This window comes from Bradyrhizobium ganzhouense (assembly GCF_049949285.1).
Lineage (GTDB): Bacteria > Pseudomonadota > Alphaproteobacteria > Rhizobiales > Xanthobacteraceae > Bradyrhizobium > Bradyrhizobium ganzhouense.
The window spans coordinates 3,074,532-3,097,860 of the sequence record NZ_CP181318.1; the positions used below are offsets into that span (position 1 = coordinate 3,074,532).

At 64.7% G+C, this 23,329-nt stretch carries 22 protein-coding genes; 13 read left to right on the top strand and 9 right to left on the bottom strand.

From position 1 onward, the window contains the following. Positions 1–10: 10 nt before the first annotated feature. The 3 genes from ACLFLU_RS14080 to ACLFLU_RS14090 all read right to left on the bottom strand — a co-directional run bounded on the left by ACLFLU_RS14080 (position 11) and on the right by ACLFLU_RS14090 (position 2,619). Positions 11–925, bottom strand: coding sequence for an SDR family oxidoreductase (locus ACLFLU_RS14080; protein ID WP_212482948.1), 915 nt, complete (start codon positions 923–925; stop codon positions 11–13). Positions 926–1,062: 137 nt separating this feature from the next. Next, positions 1,063–2,202: a thiolase C-terminal domain-containing protein gene (locus ACLFLU_RS14085; protein ID WP_426412772.1), complete on the bottom strand. Its 1,140-nt coding sequence runs from the start codon at positions 2,200–2,202 to the stop codon at positions 1,063–1,065. Between the two features lie 3 nt (positions 2,203–2,205). Next, complete coding sequence (locus ACLFLU_RS14090) at positions 2,206–2,619, bottom strand: Zn-ribbon domain-containing OB-fold protein (RefSeq protein ID WP_426412773.1); 414 nt, start codon at positions 2,617–2,619, stop codon at positions 2,206–2,208. 177 nt (positions 2,620–2,796) lie between these two features. Here ACLFLU_RS14090 and ACLFLU_RS14095 point away from each other — a divergent pair, with 177 nt between their 5' ends. The 4 genes from ACLFLU_RS14095 (at position 2,797) to alkB (ending at position 6,423) form a co-directional block, all read left to right on the top strand. Beyond that, positions 2,797–4,146 carry an amidase gene (locus tag ACLFLU_RS14095; protein WP_426412774.1) on the top strand — a complete coding sequence of 450 codons (1,350 nt, stop codon included), beginning with the start codon at positions 2,797–2,799 and terminating at the stop codon, positions 4,144–4,146. Continuing rightward, positions 4,139–4,825, top strand: coding sequence for a DUF2848 domain-containing protein (locus ACLFLU_RS14100; protein ID WP_426412775.1), 687 nt, complete (start codon positions 4,139–4,141; stop codon positions 4,823–4,825). The genes ACLFLU_RS14095 and ACLFLU_RS14100 overlap by 8 nt, the downstream gene beginning before the upstream one ends. A 188-nt stretch (positions 4,826–5,013) precedes the next feature. After that, positions 5,014–5,760, top strand: a complete 747-nt coding sequence (locus tag ACLFLU_RS14105; RefSeq protein WP_426412776.1) for a 2OG-Fe(II) oxygenase — start codon at positions 5,014–5,016, stop codon at positions 5,758–5,760. Between the two features lie 9 nt (positions 5,761–5,769). Continuing rightward, positions 5,770–6,423: a DNA oxidative demethylase AlkB gene (alkB, locus tag ACLFLU_RS14110; RefSeq protein WP_426412777.1), complete on the top strand. Its 654-nt coding sequence runs from the start codon at positions 5,770–5,772 to the stop codon at positions 6,421–6,423. A 3-nt stretch (positions 6,424–6,426) separates the two neighbouring features. Here the strand turns inward: alkB and ACLFLU_RS14115 are convergent, their stop codons facing one another. The 6 genes from ACLFLU_RS14115 to hpaH form a co-directional block, all read right to left on the bottom strand. Then, a complete protein-coding gene (locus tag ACLFLU_RS14115; protein ID WP_426412778.1) occupies positions 6,427–8,052 on the bottom strand; it encodes a thiamine pyrophosphate-dependent enzyme in 1,626 nt (541 codons plus the stop codon). 25 nt (positions 8,053–8,077) lie between these two features. Next, entirely contained in the window at positions 8,078–8,947 is an 870-nt protein-coding gene (locus tag ACLFLU_RS14120) for a fumarylacetoacetate hydrolase family protein (protein ID WP_426412779.1), read from the bottom strand. A gap of 185 nt (positions 8,948–9,132) precedes the next feature. Next, on the bottom strand, positions 9,133–10,116 hold the full coding sequence (hpaD, locus tag ACLFLU_RS14125) for a 3,4-dihydroxyphenylacetate 2,3-dioxygenase (RefSeq protein ID WP_426412780.1): 984 nt from the start codon (positions 10,114–10,116) through the stop codon (positions 9,133–9,135). Between the two features lie 26 nt (positions 10,117–10,142). Beyond that, a complete protein-coding gene (hpaE, locus tag ACLFLU_RS14130; RefSeq protein WP_426412781.1) occupies positions 10,143–11,681 on the bottom strand; it encodes a 5-carboxymethyl-2-hydroxymuconate semialdehyde dehydrogenase in 1,539 nt (512 codons plus the stop codon). After that, on the bottom strand, positions 11,674–12,072 hold the full coding sequence (locus ACLFLU_RS14135) for a 5-carboxymethyl-2-hydroxymuconate Delta-isomerase (protein WP_426412782.1): 399 nt from the start codon (positions 12,070–12,072) through the stop codon (positions 11,674–11,676). The genes hpaE and ACLFLU_RS14135 overlap by 8 nt, the downstream gene beginning before the upstream one ends. A 32-nt stretch (positions 12,073–12,104) precedes the next feature. Further along, complete coding sequence (gene hpaH, locus ACLFLU_RS14140) at positions 12,105–12,911, bottom strand: 2-oxo-hept-4-ene-1,7-dioate hydratase (protein WP_426412783.1); 807 nt, start codon at positions 12,909–12,911, stop codon at positions 12,105–12,107. 127 nt (positions 12,912–13,038) lie between these two features. On the opposite strand from hpaH, the gene hpaR reads away from it, so the two are divergent. The 9 genes from hpaR (at position 13,039) to ACLFLU_RS14185 (ending at position 23,300) form a co-directional block, all read left to right on the top strand. Beyond that, complete coding sequence (gene hpaR / locus ACLFLU_RS14145; RefSeq protein WP_426412784.1) at positions 13,039–13,557, top strand: homoprotocatechuate degradation operon regulator HpaR; 519 nt, start codon at positions 13,039–13,041, stop codon at positions 13,555–13,557. A gap of 306 nt (positions 13,558–13,863) precedes the next feature. Continuing rightward, positions 13,864–15,009: an ABC transporter substrate-binding protein gene (locus ACLFLU_RS14150; RefSeq protein WP_426412785.1), complete on the top strand. Its 1,146-nt coding sequence runs from the start codon at positions 13,864–13,866 to the stop codon at positions 15,007–15,009. A gap of 274 nt (positions 15,010–15,283) precedes the next feature. Continuing rightward, positions 15,284–16,156 carry a branched-chain amino acid ABC transporter permease gene (locus ACLFLU_RS14155; RefSeq protein ID WP_234681350.1) on the top strand — a complete coding sequence of 291 codons (873 nt, stop codon included), beginning with the start codon at positions 15,284–15,286 and terminating at the stop codon, positions 16,154–16,156. Continuing rightward, positions 16,153–17,931, top strand: coding sequence for an ABC transporter permease subunit (locus tag ACLFLU_RS14160; RefSeq protein ID WP_426412786.1), 1,779 nt, complete (start codon positions 16,153–16,155; stop codon positions 17,929–17,931). Before ACLFLU_RS14155 ends, ACLFLU_RS14160 begins: the two co-directional genes overlap by 4 nt. Further along, on the top strand, positions 17,931–18,659 hold the full coding sequence (locus ACLFLU_RS14165) for an ABC transporter ATP-binding protein (RefSeq protein ID WP_426412787.1): 729 nt from the start codon (positions 17,931–17,933) through the stop codon (positions 18,657–18,659). Before ACLFLU_RS14160 ends, ACLFLU_RS14165 begins: the two co-directional genes overlap by 1 nt. A 258-nt stretch (positions 18,660–18,917) precedes the next feature. Continuing rightward, positions 18,918–19,694, top strand: coding sequence for an HpcH/HpaI aldolase family protein (locus ACLFLU_RS14170; protein ID WP_426412788.1), 777 nt, complete (start codon positions 18,918–18,920; stop codon positions 19,692–19,694). 94 nt (positions 19,695–19,788) lie between these two features. Then, positions 19,789–21,312, top strand: a complete 1,524-nt coding sequence (locus tag ACLFLU_RS14175) for a UxaA family hydrolase (protein ID WP_426412789.1) — start codon at positions 19,789–19,791, stop codon at positions 21,310–21,312. A 184-nt stretch (positions 21,313–21,496) separates the two neighbouring features. Next, positions 21,497–22,018, top strand: coding sequence for a PAS domain-containing protein (locus ACLFLU_RS14180; RefSeq protein WP_426412790.1), 522 nt, complete (start codon positions 21,497–21,499; stop codon positions 22,016–22,018). Then, positions 21,996–23,300, top strand: coding sequence for a methyl-accepting chemotaxis protein (locus ACLFLU_RS14185; RefSeq protein ID WP_426412791.1), 1,305 nt, complete (start codon positions 21,996–21,998; stop codon positions 23,298–23,300). The genes ACLFLU_RS14180 and ACLFLU_RS14185 overlap by 23 nt, the downstream gene beginning before the upstream one ends. The last annotated feature ends 29 nt before the right edge of the window (positions 23,301–23,329 follow it).

Here is a 23,329-nt window from a genome sequence, read left to right on the forward strand (position 1 = left end):
ACCGCGACCTTTACACCGGATCCCACGGAAAAATGTCGGCGGAGCGGTCGAGCTTGTAGAACGAGCCCTTCAGCGCCGGCATGCCATGTTCCGCAATCGACTGCGGCGTCCAGCCTTCGCTCCGATGCACCGAGCGCAGCGGGCGGTTCTGGCTGAACAGGAACAGCTCGTTCATGCGCGCGCCAAAGATCTGGCCGGAGACATCCTTGGCGGCATCGGAGAGTAGATAGGCGCAGATCGGCGCGATCTTCTCCGGACCCATCTGCTTGATTTTCTCGACGCGCGCCTTCTCGGCCTCGGTCTCAGTCGGGATGGTGCCGATCATGCGGGTCCAGGCGAACGGCGAGACGCAGTTCGAGCGGACGTTGAAGCGGCCCATGTCGAGTGCGATAGATTTAGAGAGCCCGATGATGCCGAGCTTGGCGGCAGCGTAGTTGGCCTGGCCAAAGTTACCGATCAGGCCCGAGGTCGAGGTGAAGTGCACGAAGGAGCCAGACTCCTGCTCGCGGAAGATGCGTGCGGCGGCGTGGCTGACGTAGAACGAGCCCATCAGATGCACCTTGATGACGGCCTCGAACGCTTCCACGCTCATCTTGTGAAAGATCATGTCGCGCAGGATGCCGGCATTGTTGACGACGCCGTCAAGCCGGCCGAAATGATCGGTCGCGGTCTTCACGATCTTGCTCGCCGGGACGGCTTCCGCCACCGACTCGAAGTTGGGCACGGCGATGCCGCCGCGCTTCTTGATCTCCTCGACCACCTCCTCGGCGGGCGTAGCGCTCGAACCGGCGCCGTCGGCGGCCCCGCCGGGATCGTTGACGACGACCTTGGCGCCTTCGGCTGCGCAAAGCAGGGCGATCTCACGCCCGATGCCACGGCCTGCGCCGGTGACGATGATGACCTTGTCCTGCAGTGATTTTGTCATGTGGGTTCTCCGCTAGCCGTTCCAAATTCCGTCGTCATTCCGGGGCGCGCCTCTTGGCGCGAGCCCGGAATCCATACTCCCGATCGTGGCTATGGATTCCGGGCCTGCGCCTTCTGCGCATCCCGGAATGACCGCCACTACCTCTCGTTCGTAAACACGATCGTGCCACTGGCGGCGAACATGCCACCAACGCCGTGGCACACCGAAATCTTCGCGTTGGCGACCTGTGCCGGCGCAATGCCGCGCATCTGGCGCACGCTCTCCTGGAGCGCGTACATGCCGTACATGCCCGAATGCATGTAGCTCAATCCGCCGCCATTGGTGTTGAGCGGCAGCTTACCGCCTGGGCGCGTGTTGCCGTCCGCGATGAACTTGCCGGTCTCCTCGTGCGGCATGAAGCCGAGATCGCCGAGGCCGAACAGCGGAAGATGCGCGAACGCATCGTAGATCATGAGATGATCGACGTCCTTGTGGGCGATGCCGGCCTCCTTGAACGCAAGGGGGCCCGCGGTCTTGAACGCGCGCGAGGAGTTGAACGTCTCCATCTGGCTGACCATCGGCGTCTCGACGCTCTCGCCGGTGCCCATGATGTAGACGGGCCTGCGCGGAAAGTCCTTGGCGCGGTCGGCCGAGGTCAGGATCAGCGCGCCGCCGCCGTCGGTGACGAGGCAGCATTGCAGCAGGCGGAACGGATAGGCGATCATGCGCGAGTTGAGGACGTCGGCGACCGTGATCGGGTCCTTCATCATCGCGCGCGGATTCTTCGCCGCCCATTCGCGCTGGACGACCGCGACTGAGGCGAGCTGCTCATGCGTGATGCCGTAGGTCTTCATGAAGCGCAGCACGGGGATCGGGAACATGCTCGGCGGGCCGTAGACGCCGTAGGGCGCCTCGAACTGGCCTTGCAGGCTGTCGGCGGGGATCGAGCGCGGCGCCTTGCCGATCATCGACTTGCCGCTCTCGGCATGCGTGATCAGCACGGTCTTGCACAAGCCGGCCTCGATCGCCGCCGCGGCGTGGCGGACGTGCAGCATGAAGGAGCAGCCGCCGACCGAGGTGCCGTCCACCCAGGTCGGTTTGATGCCGAGATAGTGGCAGACCTGCTGCGGCGTCTCGACCGCGGTGGCAAAACCGTCAATGTCCGAGAGCTTCAGCCCGGCATCGGTGATAGCGTTGAGCGCCGCATCCGCGTGAAGCTGGAGCTGCGAGACGTTGGGGATGACGCCGAGCTCGGTGGTCTCGGCCGCGCCGACGACGGCAACCTGGTTCTTGCGCATGGTTTACCCCTTCGCCGGACGGAACACGGGGAGGGTGATCTTGTCGTCAAGTGCCTCGAACGCGACCTCGAGCTTCATGTCGAGCTCGAGCGCCTCCGGTGTCTGTGGGCAATCGATTATGTTGCTCATCATCCGCGGCCCTTCGGCCAATTCGACCACCGCGATCGCGTAAGGCGGCGTGAAGCCGGGCGCGGCGGGGCGGTGGTTGATCACGTAACTATAGAGAAAGCCCTTGCCGCTCGCCCTGAAGACACTGACCTTGCGCGAGGCGCAGGACGGGCAGAACGGGCGCGGCGGGAAATAGACATGCGCGCAGGCGTCGCAGCGCTGCAGGCGCAATTCGCCCGCTTTCGTGCCGTCCCAGAAATGCTGGGTTTCCGGCGTCGGTTTCGGTCGCGCGCGCTGCGGTTCGGCCATCTCGGAACGCCCTCCTCATGGACAGGCTTCATGCCCGCCTGTTTCGATCTTGATGCGACAATCGGCTATAGTGCGTCAACGGTCCAGCAGGCAGCATGCATGACATCATGCGCACAGTGCTTGTGTCGAACTGAGCCGGCGCTATAGATTGCGCGCGCAATATTCCGTGAGACAGACATGCCCGATTTTCCGACACTGGCGAAGCTCGCTGACGACCTCGAAAGCGGCCGCACCACCTCCCGAAAACTGGTCGAGGCGTGCATCGCCAAAATCGCCGATCCCGCCGGCGAGGGCCAGCGCACCTTCATCCATGTCGACAAGGACGCCGCGCTCGTAACCGCGGATGCGATGGACGGCTTGCGCAAGGCCAAGGCCGCGCCGTCGCGCTATGCCGGTATCCCGATCTCGATCAAGGATCTGTTCGACATCAAGGGCCAGGTGACGCGCGCCGGCTCCCGCGCCCTCGACGACTCCCCGCCGGCCGAGCAGGATGCCGCCACCGTGGCGCGGCTGCGCAAGGCTGGCTTCGTCGTGATCGGGCGGACCAACATGACCGAGTTCGCCTATTCCGGCATCGGCATCAATCCGCATTACGGCACGCCGAAGGGCGCCTGGAACCGGGCCGAGGGGCATGTGCCTGGCGGCTCGTCTTCTGGCGCCGCGGTGTCCGTGCTCGACGGCATGGCGCACGGTGCGCTCGGCACCGACACCGGCGGCTCCTGCCGGATTCCGGCGGCCTATAACGGCATCGTCGGCTACAAGCCGACGCAGCGCCGCGTTCCGCTCGACGGCTCTGTGCCGCTGTCGTTCTCGCTCGACAGCATCGGGCCTTTGGCACGATCGGTCAGCTGCTGTGCCATTCTCGACGCCGTGCTCGCGAACGAGCCGATCGTCGCTCTGAAGCCGCGTCCCGTGAAAGGCATGCGGCTCGCGGTGCCGACCACGATCGCGCTGGACGATCTCGACGCGGCGGTGACTGATACCTTCGAGCGCGCGCTGAAATCGCTCGCCGATCACGGCGCCATCATCGAGCGCATCGAGATGGCCGAGTTCCACGACATCGGCCCGATGAATGCCAAAGGCGGCTTTGCCGCGTCCGAAAGCTATGCCTGGCATCGCTATCTCATCACGTCCAAGGGTGACGTCTACGATCCCAGAGTCTCCGTGCGCATCATGCGCGGCGAGGCGCAGAGCGCGGCCGACTACATCGACCTCCTCAACGAGCGCCGCTCGCTGATCGCCCGCGTCAATGCGCGCATCGCGCCTTATGACGCGCTGGTGCTGCCGACCACCGCCAACACGCCGCCGAAGATCGCTGATCTTGCCGACGACAAGGCATTCACCACCCAAAACCTGCGCGCGCTGCGCAATTGCACCCTGATCAACATGATCGACGGCTGCGCCATCTCGCTGCCGGCACATCGCGAGGGCGACGTCCCGGTCGGCCTGATGCTTGCAGGCGCGGGTGGATCCGATCGTCGCATCTTTGAACTTGCTGCCGGCATGGAGGCCGTTATTCGTGTTTGACCTGACTTTCACCGTCGACGCCCAGGACGCCACCACGCCGCTGACGCTGGCGATCGACCAGATGGTCATCGCCGGCTGGACCGGCCGCGATCCCGTCGCGCGCGACAAGCACATCGCCGAGCTGGAAGCCGTCGGCATCGCCCGGCCGGCCTCAACGCCGATCTACTACCGCGCCTCGGCGCGGCGGCTGACCATGGAAGACAGCATCGAATGCTGCGGCGGCGATTCCAGCGGCGAGGTCGAGTTCGTGCTGATCGGCTGGCAGGGCCGCATCTTCGTCGGCTGCGGCTCAGACCATACCGACCGCAAGGTCGAGGCCTACAACGTCACCGTCTCCAAGCAGATGTGCGACAAGCCGATAGCGTCCACGCTGTGGGAACTCGATGACGTCATCGGCCACTGGGACAAGATGATCCTGCGCTCCTACGCTACGATCAAGGGCGAGCGCGTGCTCTACCAGGAGGGCACGCTGGATGCGATGCTGCCGGTCAACGACCTCATCACGCGGGGCTTCGAGGGCGGGAAATTCCCCGACGGCTGCGCCATGTTCGGCGGCACGTTTGCGGCCAAGGGCGGCATCCGGCCTGCCGATCGCTTCGATTTCGAGCTGGAGGATCCCGTGCTGAAGCGGACGATCAAGCACGGATATGACGTGACCACGCTGCCGGTGCGGGGCTGAGGCGCTTCCCCACCGTCATTGCGAGCGAAGCGAAGCAATCCAGAATCCCTCCGCGGGAACCAGTCTGGATGCTTCGTCGTATCAGCGCAAAATTGTTACGCAATTTTGTCGCGAGCTCCTCGCAATGACGGGGAGAGAGTCGGGAATCGGGTGGCGGAAGGCTCGGCGGTCTTGCGAAAGTCATGATCATGACAGCAACAGCACGCAAATCAGCCCATACGCCATCCGTCGACCCCGCCGCCCGCGTCGACGCCCTCGACTGGCCCCAGATCACCGCCGAGCTCGACTCCCAGGGCTGCGCCGTCCTGAAGGGCCTGCTCACCCCCGACCAATGCAACGCCGTCGCCGAGCTCTATCCCGACGATGCGAACTTCCGCAGCCGCGTCGTCATGGGCCGCCACGGCTTTGGCCGCGGCGAGTACAAATATTTCGCCTATCCGCTCCCCGACCTGATCGCGCAGCTGCGGCCGGCGCTTTATGCCCATCTCCAAGGCGTCGCCAATCGCTGGAACGAGTCGATGGGGATCGACATCCGCTATCCCGCCGCGCATGCGGCGTTCCTCAAGCGCTGCCATGAGGCGGGGCAGGCACGGCCGACGCCGTTGCTGCTGCAATATGAAGCCGGCGACTACAATTGCCTGCACCAGGACCTCTATGGCGAGCACGTGTTTCCGCTCCAGGTCGCGATCCTCCTATCCGAGCCGGGTCGGGATTTCAGCGGCGGCGAGTTCGTGCTGACCGAGCAGCGACCACGCATGCAGTCCCGCGCCGAGGTGGTGCCGCTGGCGCAGGGCGACGCGGTTGCCTTCGCTGTGCATCATCGCCCGGTGCAGGGGACGCGCGGCACATACCGCGTTAACCTGCGCCATGGCGTCAGCCGTATCAGGTCCGGCCAACGCCACACGCTGGGTGTGATCTTCCATGATGCCAAATGAGTGGGACGATTGACGGCTGATCTGTTCGACAGCGTTGCCGAGGCGCAGCCGTCGCGCGAGGCGATCGCCGACGGCGCCGTGCTGCTGCGCGGCTTCGTCAAGCCGATCGAGCGCGATCTGATCGAAGCCGTGCGCGCGGTCGTGGCGCAGTCGCCGTTCCGCCGCATGACCACGCCCGGCGGTCATCTGATGTCGGTCGCCATGACCAATTGCGGCGAGCGCGGCTGGATCACCGATCACACCGGCTATCGCTACGATCCCATCGACCCGCGAACCGGCGCGCCATGGCCGACGATGCCGCCCGTGCTCCGTGATCTCGCCCGCCGCGCCGCGGAGCAGGCTGGCTTCCAGAACTTTGCGCCCGATGCCTGCCTCGTCAATCGCTACGAGCCCGGCACGCGGCTGTCGCTGCATCAGGACAAGGACGAGCTGGATTATTCGGCACCGATCGTCTCGGTCTCGCTCGGCCTGCCCGCGACCTTCCTGTTCGGCGGCCTGGCGCGCGCCGACAAGCCGCGGCGCTACCGGCTGGTCCATGGCGACGTCGTGGTCTGGGGCGGACCGAGCCGGCTCGCCTTTCACGGCGTCGCGCCGCTCGCCGAGGGCGAGCATGCACTGCTGGGCCGGAAGCGGATCAATCTCACGTTCCGCAGGACGCGCTGAGGTTTACGGCTTCGGCGGGTGAATGAACGCCCACGGGCTGACTTCGGAATCCCTGGTCACCTCGACCGAGATCAGATACGGCCCGCCGTGGCTAAGCGCCTTCTCCATCGCCGCCTTGAACTGATCGGGCGCGGTGACGCGCGCTGCTGCAACACCGAAGGATTCCGCAAGCTTGACGAAGTCCGGATTGACGAGGTCGGATGCCACCACGCGGCCGTCAAAGCGCTCGCGCTGGTCGCGGCGGACATTGCCGTAAGCATTGTTGTTGAACACCAGCGTCACCACGCCGATGTTGAACTGTACGGCGGTGGCAAGCTCCTGCACACCGAACATGAAGCCGCCGTCGCCGGTGATCGCGACGACCGGCCTGTCCGGATTTGCAACCTTGGCTCCTAACGCGGTCGGGAAGCCCGAGCCGAGCGTACCCTGATAGCCCGAGGTGATGAAGGTGCGCGGCTGGTAGATCGGAAAGCCGTACCACGAGGCAAAGCCGAACTGCGACAGCTCATCAGTCACGATCGCATTTGCCGGCAGCACCTCGCGCAAAATGTTGAGATACGCCATTTGCGGCTGGACGCGCTGGATTTCCTCTTGCGCGGTCGCCGTGGCCTCGCGGATCGCGGCGCGGCGGCCGGCGGTCTTGCTGTAGCCGGCCTTGCTGACGGCGGCAGCGAGATCGGCTGTCGCGGTCTTGGCGTCGGCGACGATGGCGGTGTCGGAGATGAAGCGGCGCATCTCGACGGGATCGATGTCGATGCGGATGCTCTTCAGCCCGTCGGGGCGATAGGGCCAGCGTGACATGGTCGGCAGCTCGAGCCGCGAGCCGATGCCGATCATCAGGTCCGTCCTCGGCCAAAGCTTGTAAGCGGCGGCCATGGTGAGGCCGAGCTCGTGCGCATTGGAGACGATGCCGCGACCGCTGCGGAACGCCACGACGGGCGCATCGATCATCTCGGCGAGCTCGAGGATTTCCTCGCGCGCCTCGATCGCACCGCTGCCGACGAAGATCATCGGCGCCTTGCTGGCCTTGATCAGCGCAGCCGCCTGTTTGATCATGTCAGGATCGGGCCGGGGTGCGGGCAGGGGCTCCAGCACCTGTGCTGCGGCTGTGTCGGCGCGCTGGGTAAAAATGTCCCAGGGCATCTCGACCGAGGCGGGGCCGCGGCGGCCCGAGGTCATCTCCTGGAAGGCGCGCGCCACGGTCGTCGGGGCATTGCCGGGATGTTCGATGCGGTCGGCCCATTTCACATAGGTGCGCAGGGTCGCTAGCTGGTCCGGCATCTCATGCAGATGGCCGCGGCCCTTGCCCAGAAACTGCGTCGGCACCTGGCCTGTCACGCACAGCACCGGCTCGTTGCAGCCGTAGGCGGTGAGCAGCGCCGCGCTGGCGTTGAGCACGCCGGGGCCGGGCACGACGCTGAACACGCCGGGTTTGCCGCTGGAGCGCGCATAGCCGAACGCCATGTAGCCGCAGGCCTGCTCGTGCCGCGCGCCGATCACCTTGAGCTGGGCCTGGTGGAACGCGTCGAACAGGCCGTAGACCTGCGCGCCGGGCAGGCCGAACACGGTGTCGACGCCATGGGCGACAAGGCCGCTTACAATCGCTTCGCCGCCGGTGAGGGTGGTCATTGCATCATTCCACTTCGATTGTTGGTCAGGCTTCGTCGACGACGCCGTTGCGCAAAGATCCGATGCCCTCGGCCGCGACCTCGATGACGTCGCCGGGCTTCAGGTATCGCGGTGGATCGAACCGCGCACCGGCGCCGGTCGGCGTGCCCGTGACGATGATGTCGCCGGGGACCAGCGTCGCGAAGGTCGAGATATAGCTGATGAGATAGCGGAACGGAAACATCAGCCGGCTGGTACGGTCGTCCTGCCGCAGCTCGCCGTTGACATGCGTGGTCAGACGGATGTCGGCGATCTGCGCTTCCTTGGTGTAAGGCACGAGCCAGGGCCCGAGGCTGCCGCTCGAATCAAAATTCTTGCCCTGCGTCACGTTGAACTTTGCGTGGCGCAGCCAGTCGCGCACCGAGCCTTCGTTGCAGAGCGTGAGCGCTGCGATGTGATCGAGCGCCGAGCCTTCCGGAATGTGCCGGCCGGGCTTGCCGATCACCAGCACGATCTCGCCCTCATAGTCGAGCTGCGCTGACGCGCGCGGCCGCACCAGCGGTGTGTCGTGACCCACGAAAGAGCGGGGCGAGCGCATGAACATGCTCGGATATTTCGGCGCGTCCTGGCCGTCCTTGTACTCGGCATTGCGGTCGGGATAGTTGACGCCGATGCAGATGATCTTTTCCGGCGCCGGCACCGGCGGCAGCCATGTGATCTCGCCCAGCGCGTGAACCGGCGTGCGGCCCGCGGCCTCTTCGGCGAGGCTCGCGAGCTTTCCCGCTGCGATGACCTCGCGCAGCGTCGGATAGTCTTTTGCGTAGCGCGCGGAGAGATCGACGATGCCGCCCTCGAGGACGGCGCCGTAGCGGGTTTCACCCTTGACGGAATAAGTGGCGAGGCGAGGGAGCTTCATTGAGTGGCTATCCTTGTCGTCCCGGCGAAGGCCGGGACCCATACCGCGTGATTTATCGATTGTGTTCGGTCGGAGTACCGAACGACGAGTCTTCGCCAAACTCCGCCCTGTGGCTATGGGTCCCGGCCCCCCGTGCGCAATTGCGCACTAGGCCGGGACGACGAACTCAAAGTTCTTCGCGCGCATTAATCCGCCACCAGCACGTCGGCCACGAATTTCGGCTCACGCACGGCTTGCCCCGTAAATGGCGAGCCCTGCTCGAACCACGAGCGTGGCGCCGGCGCGCCCCACAATGTCTGGCGGCGCGGATCGCGCAACGACCAGCGCAGCGGTTCGTGGTCGTGATCGCCGGTGAAATAGTCGCTGGTGTAGAGTTCGAGGCGGTGCCCATCGGGATCGCGCACATAGAGGAAGAACGCGTTCGAAATGCCGTGGCGGCCGGGGCCGCGCTCGATGTTGTTCACGAAGCCTGCGGAGGCCATGACATCGCAGAGATGGATGATGTTCATCGCCGTCGGCGTCCAATACGCGAAATGATGCAGCCGCGGGCCCTTGCCGTTGGTGATCGCGAAATCGTGGACGTTGCCCTTGCGATGCATCCAGGCGGCGGCGATGCGCCCGTTCGGCCCGTCTTCCTCCGCATATTCGGTGAGACGGAAGCCCAGCCGAGCATAGAACTCGACCGTGTCCTGCACCTCGGCGGCGAACACGTTGAAATGGTCGAGACGCTGCGGATGGCAACCCTTGTAGAGATCGAAACGACGCAGCAGATGCGGCCGCCGGTCCATGGACGCATAGAGCTCGATCTGGAAGCCGAAGGGATCTGTGAACTGCAGCGTGCGGCCCTGGAACGGCTGGTCGGCGAAGGCGTAGCCAAGACCGTTCTCGGAGAGAAACTTTGCGGCCTTGTCGAGATCGCCGTCATTGCCGACCTTGAAGCCGAGCCTGTTACAGGCGGGCACGGCCGCTTTGCGCAGCACCAGCGAGTGATGCTGATGCTCCTCGGCCGCGCGCAGGTACACGACCTTGTCGTCGGCATCCTCGACATGCAGGCCGACAACGGTCTCGTAGAACGCGCGGCTCAGCTTCAGATCGGTGACGTCGAGCACGACATGGCTGGAGCGGATGATGTTGAACGGCGGCTCGAAAATGTGTTGCGGTACCGGCATTGCGTTTCCCCTCGGAACGACGAGCGTCAGATTCCCAGTTTCTGAATCTTGTGCGTGCCTCGCGCCAGCGAGACGTGCTTGGTTTCCATGTAGAAATCGAACGAGTAATCGCCGCCGTCGCGGCCGATGCCTGAGGCCTTCATGCCACCGAACGGCGTCGGCAGATGGCGCACGTTTTCGGAGTTCAGCCAGATCATGCCGGCCTCCAGCGCGTCCGCAACACGCAAGGCGCGGCCGACATCGTTGGTCCAGACATAGCCGGTGAGGCCATAGCGGATGTCGTTGGCGATCTCGATCGCCTCGGCCTCGTCCTTGAAGGGCAGCACGGTGAGGAAGGGGCCGAACACCTCTTCCTGCGCAACGCGCATCTTGCCGCTCGCGCCGGTCACCAGCGTCGGCTCGACATAATGTCCACCGCCGGGACCATCAAAAGCCTTGCCGCCGACCGCAATCGTGGCGCCGTCCTGGCGTGCGACGTCGAAATACGAGCAGACCTTTGCCAGGTGGCGTTCGTGGATCAGCGGCCCGATTTCGGTGGCGGGATCGAGGGGATGACCGACCTTCAGCGCCTTGACGCGCGCGGTCAGCTTTTCGATGAACTTGTCGGCGATGCTCTGCTGGATCAGCAGGCGGCTGGAGGACGTGCAACGCTCGCCATTGAGCGAGTAGATCATGAACACGACTGCATCGAGCGCGCGATCGAGGTCGGCGTCGTCGAACACGATCACCGGGTTCTTGCCGCCGAGCTCGAAATGCACGCGCTTCAATGTCGGTGCACCCTGCACCATGATGGCCGATCCCGTCGCGCTCTCGCCGACGAAGCCGATCGCCTTGATCGCGGGATGCTCGGTCAAGGCCTTGCCGGCCTCTTCGCCAAAGCCGTGCACGGTGTTGAACACGCCGTCGGGCACGCCGGCCTCCTTGACCAGCCGCGCGAGAATGGCGGCCGTCACCGGCGACCATTCGGCCGGCTTGTGCACGACAGTACAGCCGGCCGCCAGCGCAGGGGCGATCTTCCAGGTCGAGAGCATGAACGGCGTGTTCCACGGCGTGATCACACCGACGGGGCCGATCGGCACGCGGGTCGAGATATTCCAGTGCTCGTCGCTCGGCGTGTTGAGGCCGTCGCGGGCTTCGGCGCATTTGTCGGCAAAGAACCGGAAGTTTTCCGCGGCGCGGACCGCGGCCTTGGCCATGAAGCGATAGGCTTGGCCGGTGTCGATGCATTCGAGCACGGCGATGTCTTCGGCATTGTCCTCGATCGCGTCGGCGACGCGATGCAGCAGCTTCTTGCGCATCGCAGGTCCCATGTCGCGCCAGGACTTGAAAGCGAGCGCTGCAGCAGTGGCCGCAGCGTCGATGTCCTCCGCATTGCCGCGGGCAACGCTTGCGAGCAAGGCGCCATCGACCGGCGACTTCGTCTCGAACCTCTGGCCCGAGATCGAAGGGACGATCTTGCCGTCGATCATGTGGCCGATGCCGTCGGCGCTGAGCTTCTTCAGCAGCGGCGCGACACGGTCGCGGTTGGCCTGGAACACATCGGCTTTCGGGCTGGGCTTATCCATGGGCGGCCTCCACTTTCAATGCGTCGTGGATGTTGTTGCGCTTCCAGCTGGTGTCCTTGTCGTTGATCTGCATGTCGAACGACAACGCGAACTTGCTGGCGGCGAAGACGGGATCGAGGTGCTTTGAGAGCGCCTGAAAGACATGCTCACCAGCTTTCTGGCGGGTGGGGAGGTCGCGGCCCTCACCAATGCGCAGCAGCATGTCGAGGAAGCCGTAGTCGTGCTTGGCGTCGGCGATCGCATAGTGCTCGCAGCGGATGGCGCGAACGCGGATGCCGCCGAGCGGGAAGATGCCGGTTTCAACCGCCGCCTTGCGCACGACCTCGCAGACGGCGCCGATGTCGAGACGACGCTCGAGATTGGCCGAATATTCGATCGTGAAATGCGGCATGGCGGTTTCACTCCCTGTGTCGTCTTATTGCTTTAAGCGAAGTAGCAGCTGACCGAGCCGTAGGCGCCATAATCGGCTTGAATTGTGTCGCCCTTGCGGGTCTCGATCGGACGGATGAAGGAGCCGGCGAGCACGATTTGGCCGGGCTCGAGCGCGAGCCCAAGCGGCGCGATCTTGTTGGCGAGCCAGGCCACAGCGGTCGCGGGATGATTGAGCACCCCAGCGGCAAGGCCGGTCTCTTCCAGCTGGCCGTTCTTGAAGCAGAGCGCGCCGATCCAGCGCAGGTCCGCGTCGAGCGGGCGGATCGGCCGGCCGCCGAGCACGATGCCGGCATTCGCGGCATTGTCGGCGATGGTGTCGAAGATTTTGCGCGTGGCTTTCGTCTTGGGATCGACGCGCTCGATGCGCGTATCCAGAATCTCCAGCGCCGGCACCACGAAGTCGGTGGCATTGAGCACGTCGAACATCGTGCAGTCCGGCCCCGAGAGCCGCTTGCTCATGACGAAGGCGAGCTCAGCCTCGACGCGCGTGGCGATGAAACGCTCGGTCGGGACCAGGCCGCCGTCGGCGAAGAACATGTCGTCGAGCAGCACGCCGGAATCCGGCTCGTTGATGTCAAGCGCACTCTGCATCGCCTTCGACGTCAGGCCGATCTTGTGGCCTTTGACGAGGCGCCCCTCGGCGATCTTGATGTCGACCCACGCCTTCTGAATCGCGTAGGCATGGGCGATGGTGATGTCAGGGAAATCCTGCGAGAGCTGCCGGATCTGGACGCGGGTCTTCTCCGCCTGGTGCAGACGGTTCGCGCAAGCAAGGATATCGTCTTTGGAAAGCGCCATTAGTGATCGACCAAAATCGTGGTGCCCGGAAATACTTAACATGTTAAGTGAATGCGTCAAACAGAATCTGGGCTTGCTGCACTGCAAACGTCTGGCGGCTAGAGAGGGCGGCCTTTGAAAGGACGATATGGCGAAGAGATCGGCTGATCCCACCAACGGAGGCGCACCTGCCGCGCGCCAGGTACCGATGCGCGATTTCTCGCGCTCGCTGCCGATGTCGCTGCTGCGGGCGCGCGAAGCGGTGATGCGGCAATTTCGCCCATCGCTGCGCGAGCATGGCCTGACCGAGCAGCAATGGCGCATCCTGCGCGCGCTCGCGTCCATCGAGGCCGCCGAGGTCACGGAACTCGCGCGCACCGCGTTTCTCCTTGGGCCGAGCCTGTCGCGCATCCTGCGCGATCTGGAGGCGCGCAATCTGATCGAGCGCAAGACGGCGAAGGCGGATCAGCGCCGCAACATGGTCTCGATTTCGAAAGAGGGCGTGAAGCTGATGGCCTCCGTCGCGCCGTCGTCGGAAGCGATCTATGCCGAGATCACGCAGCGCTTCGGTGCGCGCAAGCTCGCCGAGTTGCAGGAGATGCTCGGAGAGTTGGAATTGTGCCTTGCTTCCACGGATGCGCGTGACGAGATCGCGGACGATGCGTAGCGGCAAATTTGCATGATGACGTTCCCGTCACGCATGACTGTCATCATTGCTTAACGCGTGGGCAGCGCGCACGGCGCGAAATGCGGGAAAAGCCCGGAAAAGGCAGCTGAGACTAGATCGCCGCCGCAGGTGTTAATCACCTCTGGAGCGCGAGCTCTCCGCACTTAGTCGATGACATCTCAATATCAATTTACTCACACGGTGAGAATCCGTAAGTAGCATCCGGCTCTGTATTCAGAAACAGAGCCAAAAGAACGCGAAGACAAAGAAGGGCCGACAAGGATGCCCGGCCCCAGGGAGGAATGAATGAGACTGACGAGACGCGATTTTGCTGCCGGAATTGCTGCCGGTATTGCCGCGCCATACCTCATCAAGAGCGCGAATGCGCAGGGCGCCACCATTAAGATCGGCATGTGCGCGCCCGTCACCGGTCCGGCCGCTGAATCCGGCGGTTACGCCATCAAGGGCGCCAAGCTCGCGCTCGAAGCCGTCAACAAGGCCGGCGGTATCCTGGGAAAGCAGGGCGAGCTGATCGTCGAGGACGACCAGACCACCAATCCTGGCATCGTGCTTGCGTTCTCGAAACTCGCCGCGCAGTCCGACATCGTCGGCTTCCTCGGCTCGATCCGTTCGACCCAGGTGCATGCGATGGCGCCCGACGTCATCAAGCTCGGCAAGCCCGTGATGATCGGCGGCACCGATCCGAACCTCACCCATATGGGCAATCAGTGGCTGTTCCGTTGCCGTCCCAATGACAGCTATTCCGGCCGCGTCATCGCCGAATACGGCGTCAACACGCTCGGCAAGAAAAAGTGGGCCGTACTGCACTCGACCGACGCCTTCGGCACCGCCGGCGGCAAGGCGCTGACGGGCGCGCTGGAAAAGCTCGGTGCCCCCTCGGTGCTCGACCAGGGCTACGCCAACCAGAGCCAGGACTTCACGCCGGTCGTGCTCGCGATCAAGCAATCGGGCGCCGACATTCTCGGCTCCTATTTCACCTTCGAGAACGATCTCGGCATCTTCGCGCGCCAGCTCCGTCAGCTCGGCGTGAACATCCCGTGGGTCGGCTCGCCCTCGATCGTCAACATCACCGCGCTGAAGCTCGCCGGTCCCGCGCTCTACAACACGTATGGCGTTGCCGACTATGCCGAGGATTCCAGCGAGGGCTCGAAGGCGTTCGGCAAGATCTACCGTGACGCGGTCAAGGTCGCGCCCGACAACCAGAGTTCCTGGACGTTCGATGCCATCAACGTGCTGTCCGCGGCGATCAACAAGGCCGGCTCGACCGATCCCGGCAAGATCCGCGAAGCCATCCTGGCAACCAAGAAGTTCGCCGGCGCCGAGGGCGAATACAATTTCGACCAGAATGGCGACGGTCTCCACGGCTACAACATCGTGAAGAACGACAAGGGGAATATCGTCTTCGACAAGCACATCGAGTTCAACGACTGACCGGGTCAGGGACGCACGAACGGATGGGTTCCCTCCCCCCTCTTGTCCGCCGAAGCCCGCCTTCGGGCGAAGGCGGATGCGGGGGAGGGTTAGGGAGAGGGGTAAGCCGCACGGGCGGTGTTTGCGGTTTCCCCCTCTCTCCAACTCTCCCCCGCAAGAGGGGAGAGAGCCCTACCACCTCCCGCGCGGCCTTTAACGAGATGCGGTGAACACGACAGCCATCCCGCTCCCGCCGGCACCGAAATCTTCGCTTCCCCTCCAACAGAAGCTTGTCATGGATCTCGCCCTACAATTGCTCTTTACCGGCATCGGTATCGGCGCCGTCTACGCGCTTGTCGCGCTCGGCTTCGTGCTGATCTTCCGTGCCACCAATGTGGTGAATTTTGCCCAGGGCGAATTCTCCATGGTCGCGGCCTATCTGATGGTGGTCGCGGTCGAGGCCGGTCTGCCCTATTGGGCGGCCTTCATCGTCGCGCTGCTCGGCATGGCGCTGCTCGGTGTCGTCTTCAATCTCGGCGTCTATTATCCGCTGCGCCACCGCACCTATCTGCCCGTGATCATCGCCACCATCGGCGCCTCGATCCTGCTGGCGAACTCCGTGCTCGCGATCTACGGCCCGCAGCCGCAGGTGCTGCAGGGCTGGTTCGACACGCCCGGCATCCAGCTCGGCCCGGTCTATCTCGACAGCCAGTATCTCCTGATCATCGGCGTCACCATCTGCCTCGTGATCTTCAACTTCTGGTTCTTCGAGAAGACGCTGCTCGGCAAGAAGCTGCAGGCGACGTCGCAGGACAAGGAGATGGCCTCGCTGCTCGGCATCTCCGTGTCGACCATGATCATGATCACCTTCATCTATTCGGCGGTGCTCGGCGGCCTCGCCGGCATTCTGGTCGCACCCGTGCTGTTCGTCTCGATCCAGATGGGCTCGACCATCGCGCTGAAGGCGTTCGCGGCGACCATCATCGGCGGCTTCGGCGACGTCGCCGGCGCCATCATCGGCGGTCTCGCGCTCGGCGTGATCGAGACGTTTGGCGCGGCCTATATCTCGGTGCCGTACAAGGACGGCTTTGCCTTCCTCGTGCTGATCGCCTTCCTGATCTTCCGGCCGCAGGGCATCTTCGGCGAACGCGTGGCGGAGAAGGCATGAGCGCCCCCAGCGACAACATGCCGATTCCGGCGCCCGCCATCCACTCGAAGCCGCTGCTGGTCCGGCACCTGCCGTATTTCATCGGCGCGGCCATTTTGGTCGTGCTCGCGGCCAACATGAACTTCGACGGATACGTTCACAACATCCTGCTCCAGGCGACGACATTCGCGATCGCGGTGTTCGGCCTCTCGGTCGTGCTCGGCCTGTGCGGCCAGATCAATCTGGCGCAGGCGGCGTTCTTCGGTCTCGGCGCCTATGCGGTCGGCATCGGCACGACGGATCTGCAGGTCAGCTTCTGGCTGTGCCTTGTCGGCGGCTGCGTGATCTCGTTGCTGGCAGGCGCGCTCCTGGGCATGTCGACCCTGCGGCTTGGCGGGCATTACCTCGCGATGGTGACGATCTCGTTCCAGCAGATCGTGACGCTGGTGATGATCAACGCGATCTGGCTGACGCACGGCCCCGACGGCGTCTCCAACATCAAGCGTCCGGACCTGTTCCAGAGCTCGCAGAGCTATCTCGCCTTCTGCGTCGCGATGCTCGCGATCGTCGGCTACCTGGTCTGGCACCTCTCCGACACCAAGCTCGGCCGCGCCATGCGCGCGGTGCGCGACAACGAGCTAGCGGCCGGCGTTAACGGCATCGACGTCTTCCGCACCAAGATCTACGCCTTCGCGCTGTGCGCGCTGCTTGGCGGTCTCGCGGGTGGCCTGTTCGCCGGCGGCTTCGCCTATGTCAGCCCCGATCAGTTCTCCTTCGCGGAATCGATCGTGTTCCTGACCATGTCGCTGCTCGGCGGCGTGGCCTCGCCGATCGGCTCGGCGATCGGTACGGGTCTGTTGATCCTGATCCCGGAATGGCTGCGTTTCCTCAAGAGCGTGCCGGGCTTGTACCTCGCCATCTACGGCCTGTTCGTGATCCTGATCATCCGCTTCATGCCCGACGGCATCTGGGGCTTCGTCGCGGATGCCTTCACGCGCTGGCGCGCCAAGATCAAGGCGACGCCGGCATCGGCGGCCTTGCAATTGAAGCCGGCGACGGTCGGCGGCGACACGGTGCTGGAAGTCACCGGTCTGTCGAAGCACTTCGGTGGCCTCAAGGCCGTCGATGGCGTCGACATTGCGGTGAGGCGCGGCGGCGTGCATGCGCTGATCGGGCCGAATGGCTCCGGCAAGACCACGACGCTCAACGTGCTCTCGGGTCTCTATGTGGCGACCGCGGGCAAGATCGTGCTGGATGGCACCGACATCACCCACATGCCGCCGCATCAGCGTACGGCGTCGGGTCTCGGCCGCACCTTCCAGAACATCCGCCTGTTCCGTTCGATGACGGCGCTGGAGAATGTCGAGATCGGCGCGGAGCGGCCCGGCAACACCATGGTCGGGAAGGGCGATGACGCGCTCACCGAGCGGGCGATGGAAGCGCTGACCTTCGTCGGCCTCGGCAGCCGCGCCAACGAGCTGATATCGAGCTTCTCCTACGGCCATCAGCGCCTGATCGAGATCGCGCGCGCACTGGCCTCGAACCCGACGCTGCTGCTGCTCGACGAGCCCGCGGCCGGCCTGAACTCGACCGAGAAGCTCGAACTGCACGAGCTGCTCAAGCGGATCGCCGCGCAGGGGCTGACCATCCTGATCATCGATCACGACATGACGCTGGTCTCGGAAGCGGCCCAGCACATCACCGTGCTCAATTTCGGACGCCGCATCGCGGACGGCGAATCCATGGCCGTGCTGCGTCATCCCGACGTCGTCTCCGCCTATCTCGGGAGCGAATGATGCCGTTGCTCGAAATCCGCAACCTTGTCGTGCGCTATGGCGAGATCGAGGCGCTGCGCGGCGTCACTTGCGCCGTGGAGCAGGGGCAGGTGGTGACGCTGCTCGGCGCCAACGGCGCCGGCAAGTCCACGACCCTGCGTGCGATCTCCGGCCTCGCCAAGCCGACCTCCGGCGATATCCTGTTCGACGGCAAGTCGATCGCGGGCCTCGGCCCCGAGGCCATCGTCCGCATGGGCATCAGCCACGTGCCGGAAGGCCGCCGCGTCTTCCCGGGTCTCACGGTGAAAGAGAACATCATGCTCGGCGCATCCAACCGCAGGGCTGCGACCTCCGAGATTTCGCGCGAGGCGGATGCGATGTTCGACCTGTTCCCGGACATCAGGAAGTTCAGCGACGCGCTCGGCTGGACGCTGTCCGGCGGCCAGTTGCAGATGGTCGCAGTCGCGCGCGGGCTGATGGCCAAGCCGCGGCTGTTGCTGCTGGACGAGCCGTCGCTTGGGCTGGCGCCCGTCATCGTGCAGGCCGTGTTCAAGATCATTTCCGAGATCCGCCGCAATACCACAGTGCTGCTGGTCGAGCAGAATGCGCGAATGGGCCTGTCGGTCGCCGATTACGGCTATGTGCTCGAAACCGGCCGCATCGTGCTTGGCGGCAAGCCCGACGAGCTCTGGGGCAACGAAGCGATCCGCGCCGCCTATCTCGGCGGCCATGCCAAGGCGAGCGCCTAGACGGCGGGTTCCGTCCAGGGGCACGATCCGGGATGGCATCCCCTTGCCGGACGGCACCCGGGCGGCGATAGTGTCGCTGCCCGCAAGGCCCGCACCCAGTGGGCGCGCGCATAGGTCTTGCGTCATTGCGAGCGTAGCGCGGCGACCCGGTTCGCGGTAACAGCGAGGGTGTGCTGTCGCGGCGCTCGGCGTGGTGACGGCGGTCCAAACAACGCGGTCCAAAAAACACGCGTCCAAACAACGAAGAAGGAAGGCAACGTGGCGAACAAGGTCAAGGAAATCTGGAAGTCGGGCAAGGCCGTGGTCAACGCGTGGCTCGCGATTCCCTCCGGCTTCTCCGCTGAGATGATCGCGCAATGCGGCTTCGACAGCGTCACCGTCGACATGCAGCACGGCGTGCAGGATTATCTCTCGATGGTGCAGTGCTTCCAGGCCATGGACAAGCACCCGGTCACCCCGATGGTCCGCGTGCCCTGGAACGAGCCCGGCATTATCGGCAAGGTGCTCGACGGCGGCGCCTATGGCGTGATCTGCCCGATGGTCAACACGGCGCAGGAAGCCAGGAACCTCGTGTCCTATTCGAAATATCCGCCGCAGGGCGTCCGCTCCAACGGCCCGATCCGCGCCGGCATGTACGGCACCGCGGGCTCCTATCAGAAGACCGCGAACGCCGACACCATCCTGCTGCCGATGATGGAGACGAAGACCGCGGTCGAGAACATGGAAGCGATCCTCGACGTCGAGGGCATCGACGGCGTCTATATCGGCCCGTCCGACCTCGGCTTCTCCTACGGCCTCGAGCCGAAGCTCGACCGCACCGAGCCCGAGATCCTCGCGATCTACGACAAGATCATCAAGGAGTGCGCCAAGCGCAACCTCAACGCCGGCATCCATTGCAGCGGCGCCGAAGGTGCGGCGCGTGCCATCAACATGGGCTTCAAGCTGGTGACGCTCTCGAACGAGGTCGGCATGATGACGACCTATGCCAAAATGCAGGTCAACGCGACCCGCAAGGATTCGGCCGGCAAGGCTTAAGACCTCGCGAATGGCGAATGGGGAGTGGCGAATAGGGCTGCTCCCCTTTTTCCATTCGCCACTCGCTACTCACTATTCGCTACAGGAGACTCCCATGACCATCAGCCCCGTCATCCGCCTGCATCCCGCTGATGGTGTGCTGATTGCGCGCGCGAGCCTGCCGCCGGGGACATTGGTGGCTGACGGCGTCACCACGGTCGAGCGCATTCCCTCCGGCCACAAGGTGGCGATCAAGCCGATCGCGGTGGGCGAGCCCGTCATCCGCTACGGCCAGATCATCGGCTTTGCCACCGCGCCGATCGCGCCGGGCCAGCATGTGCACGTGCAGAACATCGGCATGGGCGACTTCGCCAAGGACTACGCCTATTGCGCCGACGTCAAGCCGACGCCGAATTTCGATCTGCCGGCGACCTTCGAAGGCATCCGCCGCCCGGACGGCCGCGTCGCCACGCGCAACTATATCGGCATCCTCACCTCGGTGAATTGCAGCGCGCATGTCGCGGGCCTTGTCGCCGATGTCTTCAAGAAGAATCCCTTCACCGGCGACAATCCGCTGGCCGAATTCCCCAATGTCGACGGCGTGGTCGCGCTGACCCACAAGACCGGCTGCGGCATGACGCAGAACGAGCCGCTCGCATTGCTTCGCCGCACGCTCGGCGGCTATGCGCGTCACGTCAATTTCTCCCACGTCATCGTGCTCGGGCTGGGTTGCGAGGTGAACCAGATCGGTGGGCTGATGGAAGAGCAGAAGCTCGCCGGCCGTCTGCGCGCGATGGACATCCAGGAGGTCGGCGGCACCCGCAAGACGGTCGAGGCCGGCATCGCCTTCGTGCGCGAGGCGCTCGCTGACTCCAACAAGGTCAAGCGCGAGTCCGTGCCGGTGAGCGAACTCACCGTGGCGCTGCAATGCGGCGGCTCGGACGGCTATTCCGGCGTATCGGCCAATCCGGCGCTGGGCGCGGCGAGCGATCTCATCGTGCGTCACGGCGGCACCGTGATCCTTTCGGAGACGCCCGAGACCTACGGTGCCGAGCATCTGCTGACGCGCCGCGCGGTCAGCCGCGAGGTCGGCGAGAAGCTGGTCGATCTCATGCGCTGGTGGGACGAATACACCGAGCGCGAAGGCGCCGAGATGAACGCCAACCCCAGCCCCGGCAACAAGGCTGGCGGTCTCACCACCATTCTGGAAAAGTCGCTCGGTGCGATGGCCAAGGCCGGCACCACCAATCTGGTCGACGTGCTGCGCTACGCCGAGCCGGTGACCAAGCGCGGCTTCGTTTTCATGGACACGCCCGGTTACGATCCGGTCGCGGCAACGGGGCAGGTCGCGGGCGGCGCCAACCTCGTCTGCTTCACCACCGGCCGCGGCAGCGTGTTCGGCTGCAAGCCCGCGCCCTCGATCAAGCTCGCCACCAACACGCCCATGTACAAGCGCATGGAAGAGGACATGGACGTCAATTGCGGCACCATCCTCGAAGGCGAGGAGAGCGTCCAGGAGTGCGGCCAGCGCATCTTCGATCTCATCCTGAAGACCGCATCCGGCCAGCCGACCAAAAGCGAAAGCTTCGATTTCGGCGGTGCCGAGTTCGCGCCCTGGGTGTTAGGGGCGACGATGTGACGGCGCGCGGCGCTCCTCGCCGCGGAAATATGCAGGATGGGCAGAGCACGTAGGTAATCCTACGGAGCCGCCACGTCGCCGCACCGGTTCCCATGGTCACGCATGATTAATGATTCATGCCGTAATCCAACAACGATGCGGGCCGCTCCTTCGAGGCGCGGCCCTTCGTGAGGATTCGTCGACGATGACGCGTGCGATACGGCCAACTGGCGTAGAAAATCTCCTCGGCGAGGAGGAGTTGATCGTATCAAAGACGGATCTGAAGGGCCGCATTACCTACGCCAACGACGTCTTCGTCCGGGTGGCGAAATATTCCTACGCGGAACTGATGGGCGCGCCGCACAGCATGATCCGCCATCCCGACATGCCGCGCTGCGTCTTCAAGCTGCTGTGGGACACACTACAGTCCAAGCAGGAAATCTTCGCCTACGTCGTCAATCTGGCGGGGGACGGCAGCCATTACTGGGTGCTTGCCCACGTCACGCCGACCTTCGACGAACGTGGCAATGTCGTCGGCTATCACTCCAACCGTCGCAAGGCCGATGCCGTGCAGATCGAGCGCATCAAGCCGATCTACAAGTCGCTGTGCGCGGAAGAGGCGCGCCACGCCAATGCCAAGGACGGCATGCGTGCGAGCTTCGATGCGATGGTCGGACTGCTCAAGCAACAGGGTGTCGGTTACGATGAATTTGTGCTCTCTCTCTAAGGCGCAGGGAGCGACCGCGCTCGCATGTGTTCTTGCCGTCGTTGCGTTCGTCGTCTCGCTTATCGGTGTCACGGGAATCTCCGGCGCGGTGTTGGCGGGCGCGACGGTCGTGCTGCTCGGCTACGCCGTCTGGTGCCAGAATCGCACGGTCGTCGCGATCGATGAGGTGGCCGATGTGTGCCGCAAGGCCGCGCGTGGCGATCTCGAAACGCGCATCCTGAGCATCCGGCAGGCCGGGCGGATCGGGTCGATCCAGAAGTCGGTCAACGACATGCTCGACATCACCGACGCCTTTCTGCGCGAGGCTTCGGCGTCGATGGACTATGCCAGCCGCGGCAAGCATTTCCGCAAGATCCTCGCGCGCGGTCTGCCCGGCTCGTTCCGCCGGTCGGCCACCGTCATCAATTCCGGCACCGACGGCCTCGGCCGCCGCGTGGTCGAGATCGCGGGCCTCGCAACGCAGTTCGGCACGCATCTCGACGAGGTCGCCGGCACGCTCATGGGGGCGGCGACCGACCTTGAATCCGACGCCGGCCAGATGGCGGCGGCGGCCGAGAAGACCAGCAAGCAGACCTCCGGCGTGCTCAGCGCGTCCGACCAGGCCTCGCGCAATGTCGCGACCGTCGCCAGCGCCGCCGAGCAGCTCGCATCCTCGATCACAGAGATCGGCCGTCAGGTCACCGGCTCGACCGCGAGCACGGAGCGCGCCGTGAACGAAGCCAATCGTGCCGGCAACGAGATCCGCACGCTCGCGGACGCGGCGCTGCGGATCGGCGACGTCGTCAAGCTGATCAGCGAGATCGCCTCACAGACGAACCTTCTGGCGCTCAACGCCACCATCGAGGCGGCCCGCGCGGGCGAGGCCGGCCGCGGCTTCGCGGTCGTGGCGTCCGAGGTCAAGAGCCTCGCCAACCAGACCGCGAAGGCGACCGAGGAGATCAGCGCCAAGGTCGGCGAGATGCAGCAAACGACCACCAATTCGGTTGCGGCCGTCGAGGCGATCGCGCAGACCATCGCCGAGATCAACGGCATCACCGCCTCGATCGCAACCTCGGTCGAGCAGCAGGGCCTCGCGACCCGCGAGATCGCCCGCAACGTTCAGGAAGCCTCCGCCGGCACCTCGCATGTCTCCTCCAACGTCACCGGCATCAGCCAAGCCGCCGCCGACACCGGGCGCGTGGCAAGCCGCGTCAACAGCGCCTCCGAACGCGTCCATGGCGAGGTCGAGACGCTCCGGCGCGAGGTGACGCAGTTCCTGCAGCGGCTGACCTCGGCCGCGTAAGACCTTCGGCGTATCAGACAGCGACGCGA

Excerpts from the sequence above, each read along its gene's own strand:
- ACLFLU_RS14115 (WP_426412778.1), bottom strand. The coding sequence starts at position 8,052 with ATGACCACCCTCACCGGCGGCGAAGCGATTGTAAGCGGCCTTGTCGCC.
- hpaD (WP_426412780.1), bottom strand. The coding sequence starts at position 10,116 with ATGCCGGTACCGCAACACATTTTCGAGCCGCCGTTCAACATCATCCGC.
- ACLFLU_RS14090 (WP_426412773.1), bottom strand. The coding sequence starts at position 2,619 with ATGGCCGAACCGCAGCGCGCGCGACCGAAACCGACGCCGGAAACCCAG.
- ACLFLU_RS14160 (WP_426412786.1), top strand. The coding sequence starts at position 16,153 with ATGAGCGCCCCCAGCGACAACATGCCGATTCCGGCGCCCGCCATCCAC.
- ACLFLU_RS14150 (WP_426412785.1), top strand. The coding sequence starts at position 13,864 with ATGAGACTGACGAGACGCGATTTTGCTGCCGGAATTGCTGCCGGTATT.
- hpaR (WP_426412784.1), top strand. The coding sequence starts at position 13,039 with ATGGCGAAGAGATCGGCTGATCCCACCAACGGAGGCGCACCTGCCGCG.
- ACLFLU_RS14085 (WP_426412772.1), bottom strand. The coding sequence starts at position 2,202 with ATGCGCAAGAACCAGGTTGCCGTCGTCGGCGCGGCCGAGACCACCGAG.
- ACLFLU_RS14135 (WP_426412782.1), bottom strand. The coding sequence starts at position 12,072 with ATGCCGCATTTCACGATCGAATATTCGGCCAATCTCGAGCGTCGTCTC.
- ACLFLU_RS14180 (WP_426412790.1), top strand. The coding sequence starts at position 21,497 with ATGACGCGTGCGATACGGCCAACTGGCGTAGAAAATCTCCTCGGCGAG.
- ACLFLU_RS14185 (WP_426412791.1), top strand. The coding sequence starts at position 21,996 with ATGAATTTGTGCTCTCTCTCTAAGGCGCAGGGAGCGACCGCGCTCGCA.
- ACLFLU_RS14105 (WP_426412776.1), top strand. The coding sequence starts at position 5,014 with ATGACAGCAACAGCACGCAAATCAGCCCATACGCCATCCGTCGACCCC.
- ACLFLU_RS14175 (WP_426412789.1), top strand. The coding sequence starts at position 19,789 with ATGACCATCAGCCCCGTCATCCGCCTGCATCCCGCTGATGGTGTGCTG.
- hpaH (WP_426412783.1), bottom strand. The coding sequence starts at position 12,911 with ATGGCGCTTTCCAAAGACGATATCCTTGCTTGCGCGAACCGTCTGCAC.
- ACLFLU_RS14095 (WP_426412774.1), top strand. The coding sequence starts at position 2,797 with ATGCCCGATTTTCCGACACTGGCGAAGCTCGCTGACGACCTCGAAAGC.
- hpaE (WP_426412781.1), bottom strand. The coding sequence starts at position 11,681 with ATGGATAAGCCCAGCCCGAAAGCCGATGTGTTCCAGGCCAACCGCGAC.
- ACLFLU_RS14080 (WP_212482948.1), bottom strand. The coding sequence starts at position 925 with ATGACAAAATCACTGCAGGACAAGGTCATCATCGTCACCGGCGCAGGC.
- ACLFLU_RS14120 (WP_426412779.1), bottom strand. The coding sequence starts at position 8,947 with ATGAAGCTCCCTCGCCTCGCCACTTATTCCGTCAAGGGTGAAACCCGC.
- ACLFLU_RS14155 (WP_234681350.1), top strand. The coding sequence starts at position 15,284 with ATGGATCTCGCCCTACAATTGCTCTTTACCGGCATCGGTATCGGCGCC.
- ACLFLU_RS14165 (WP_426412787.1), top strand. The coding sequence starts at position 17,931 with ATGCCGTTGCTCGAAATCCGCAACCTTGTCGTGCGCTATGGCGAGATC.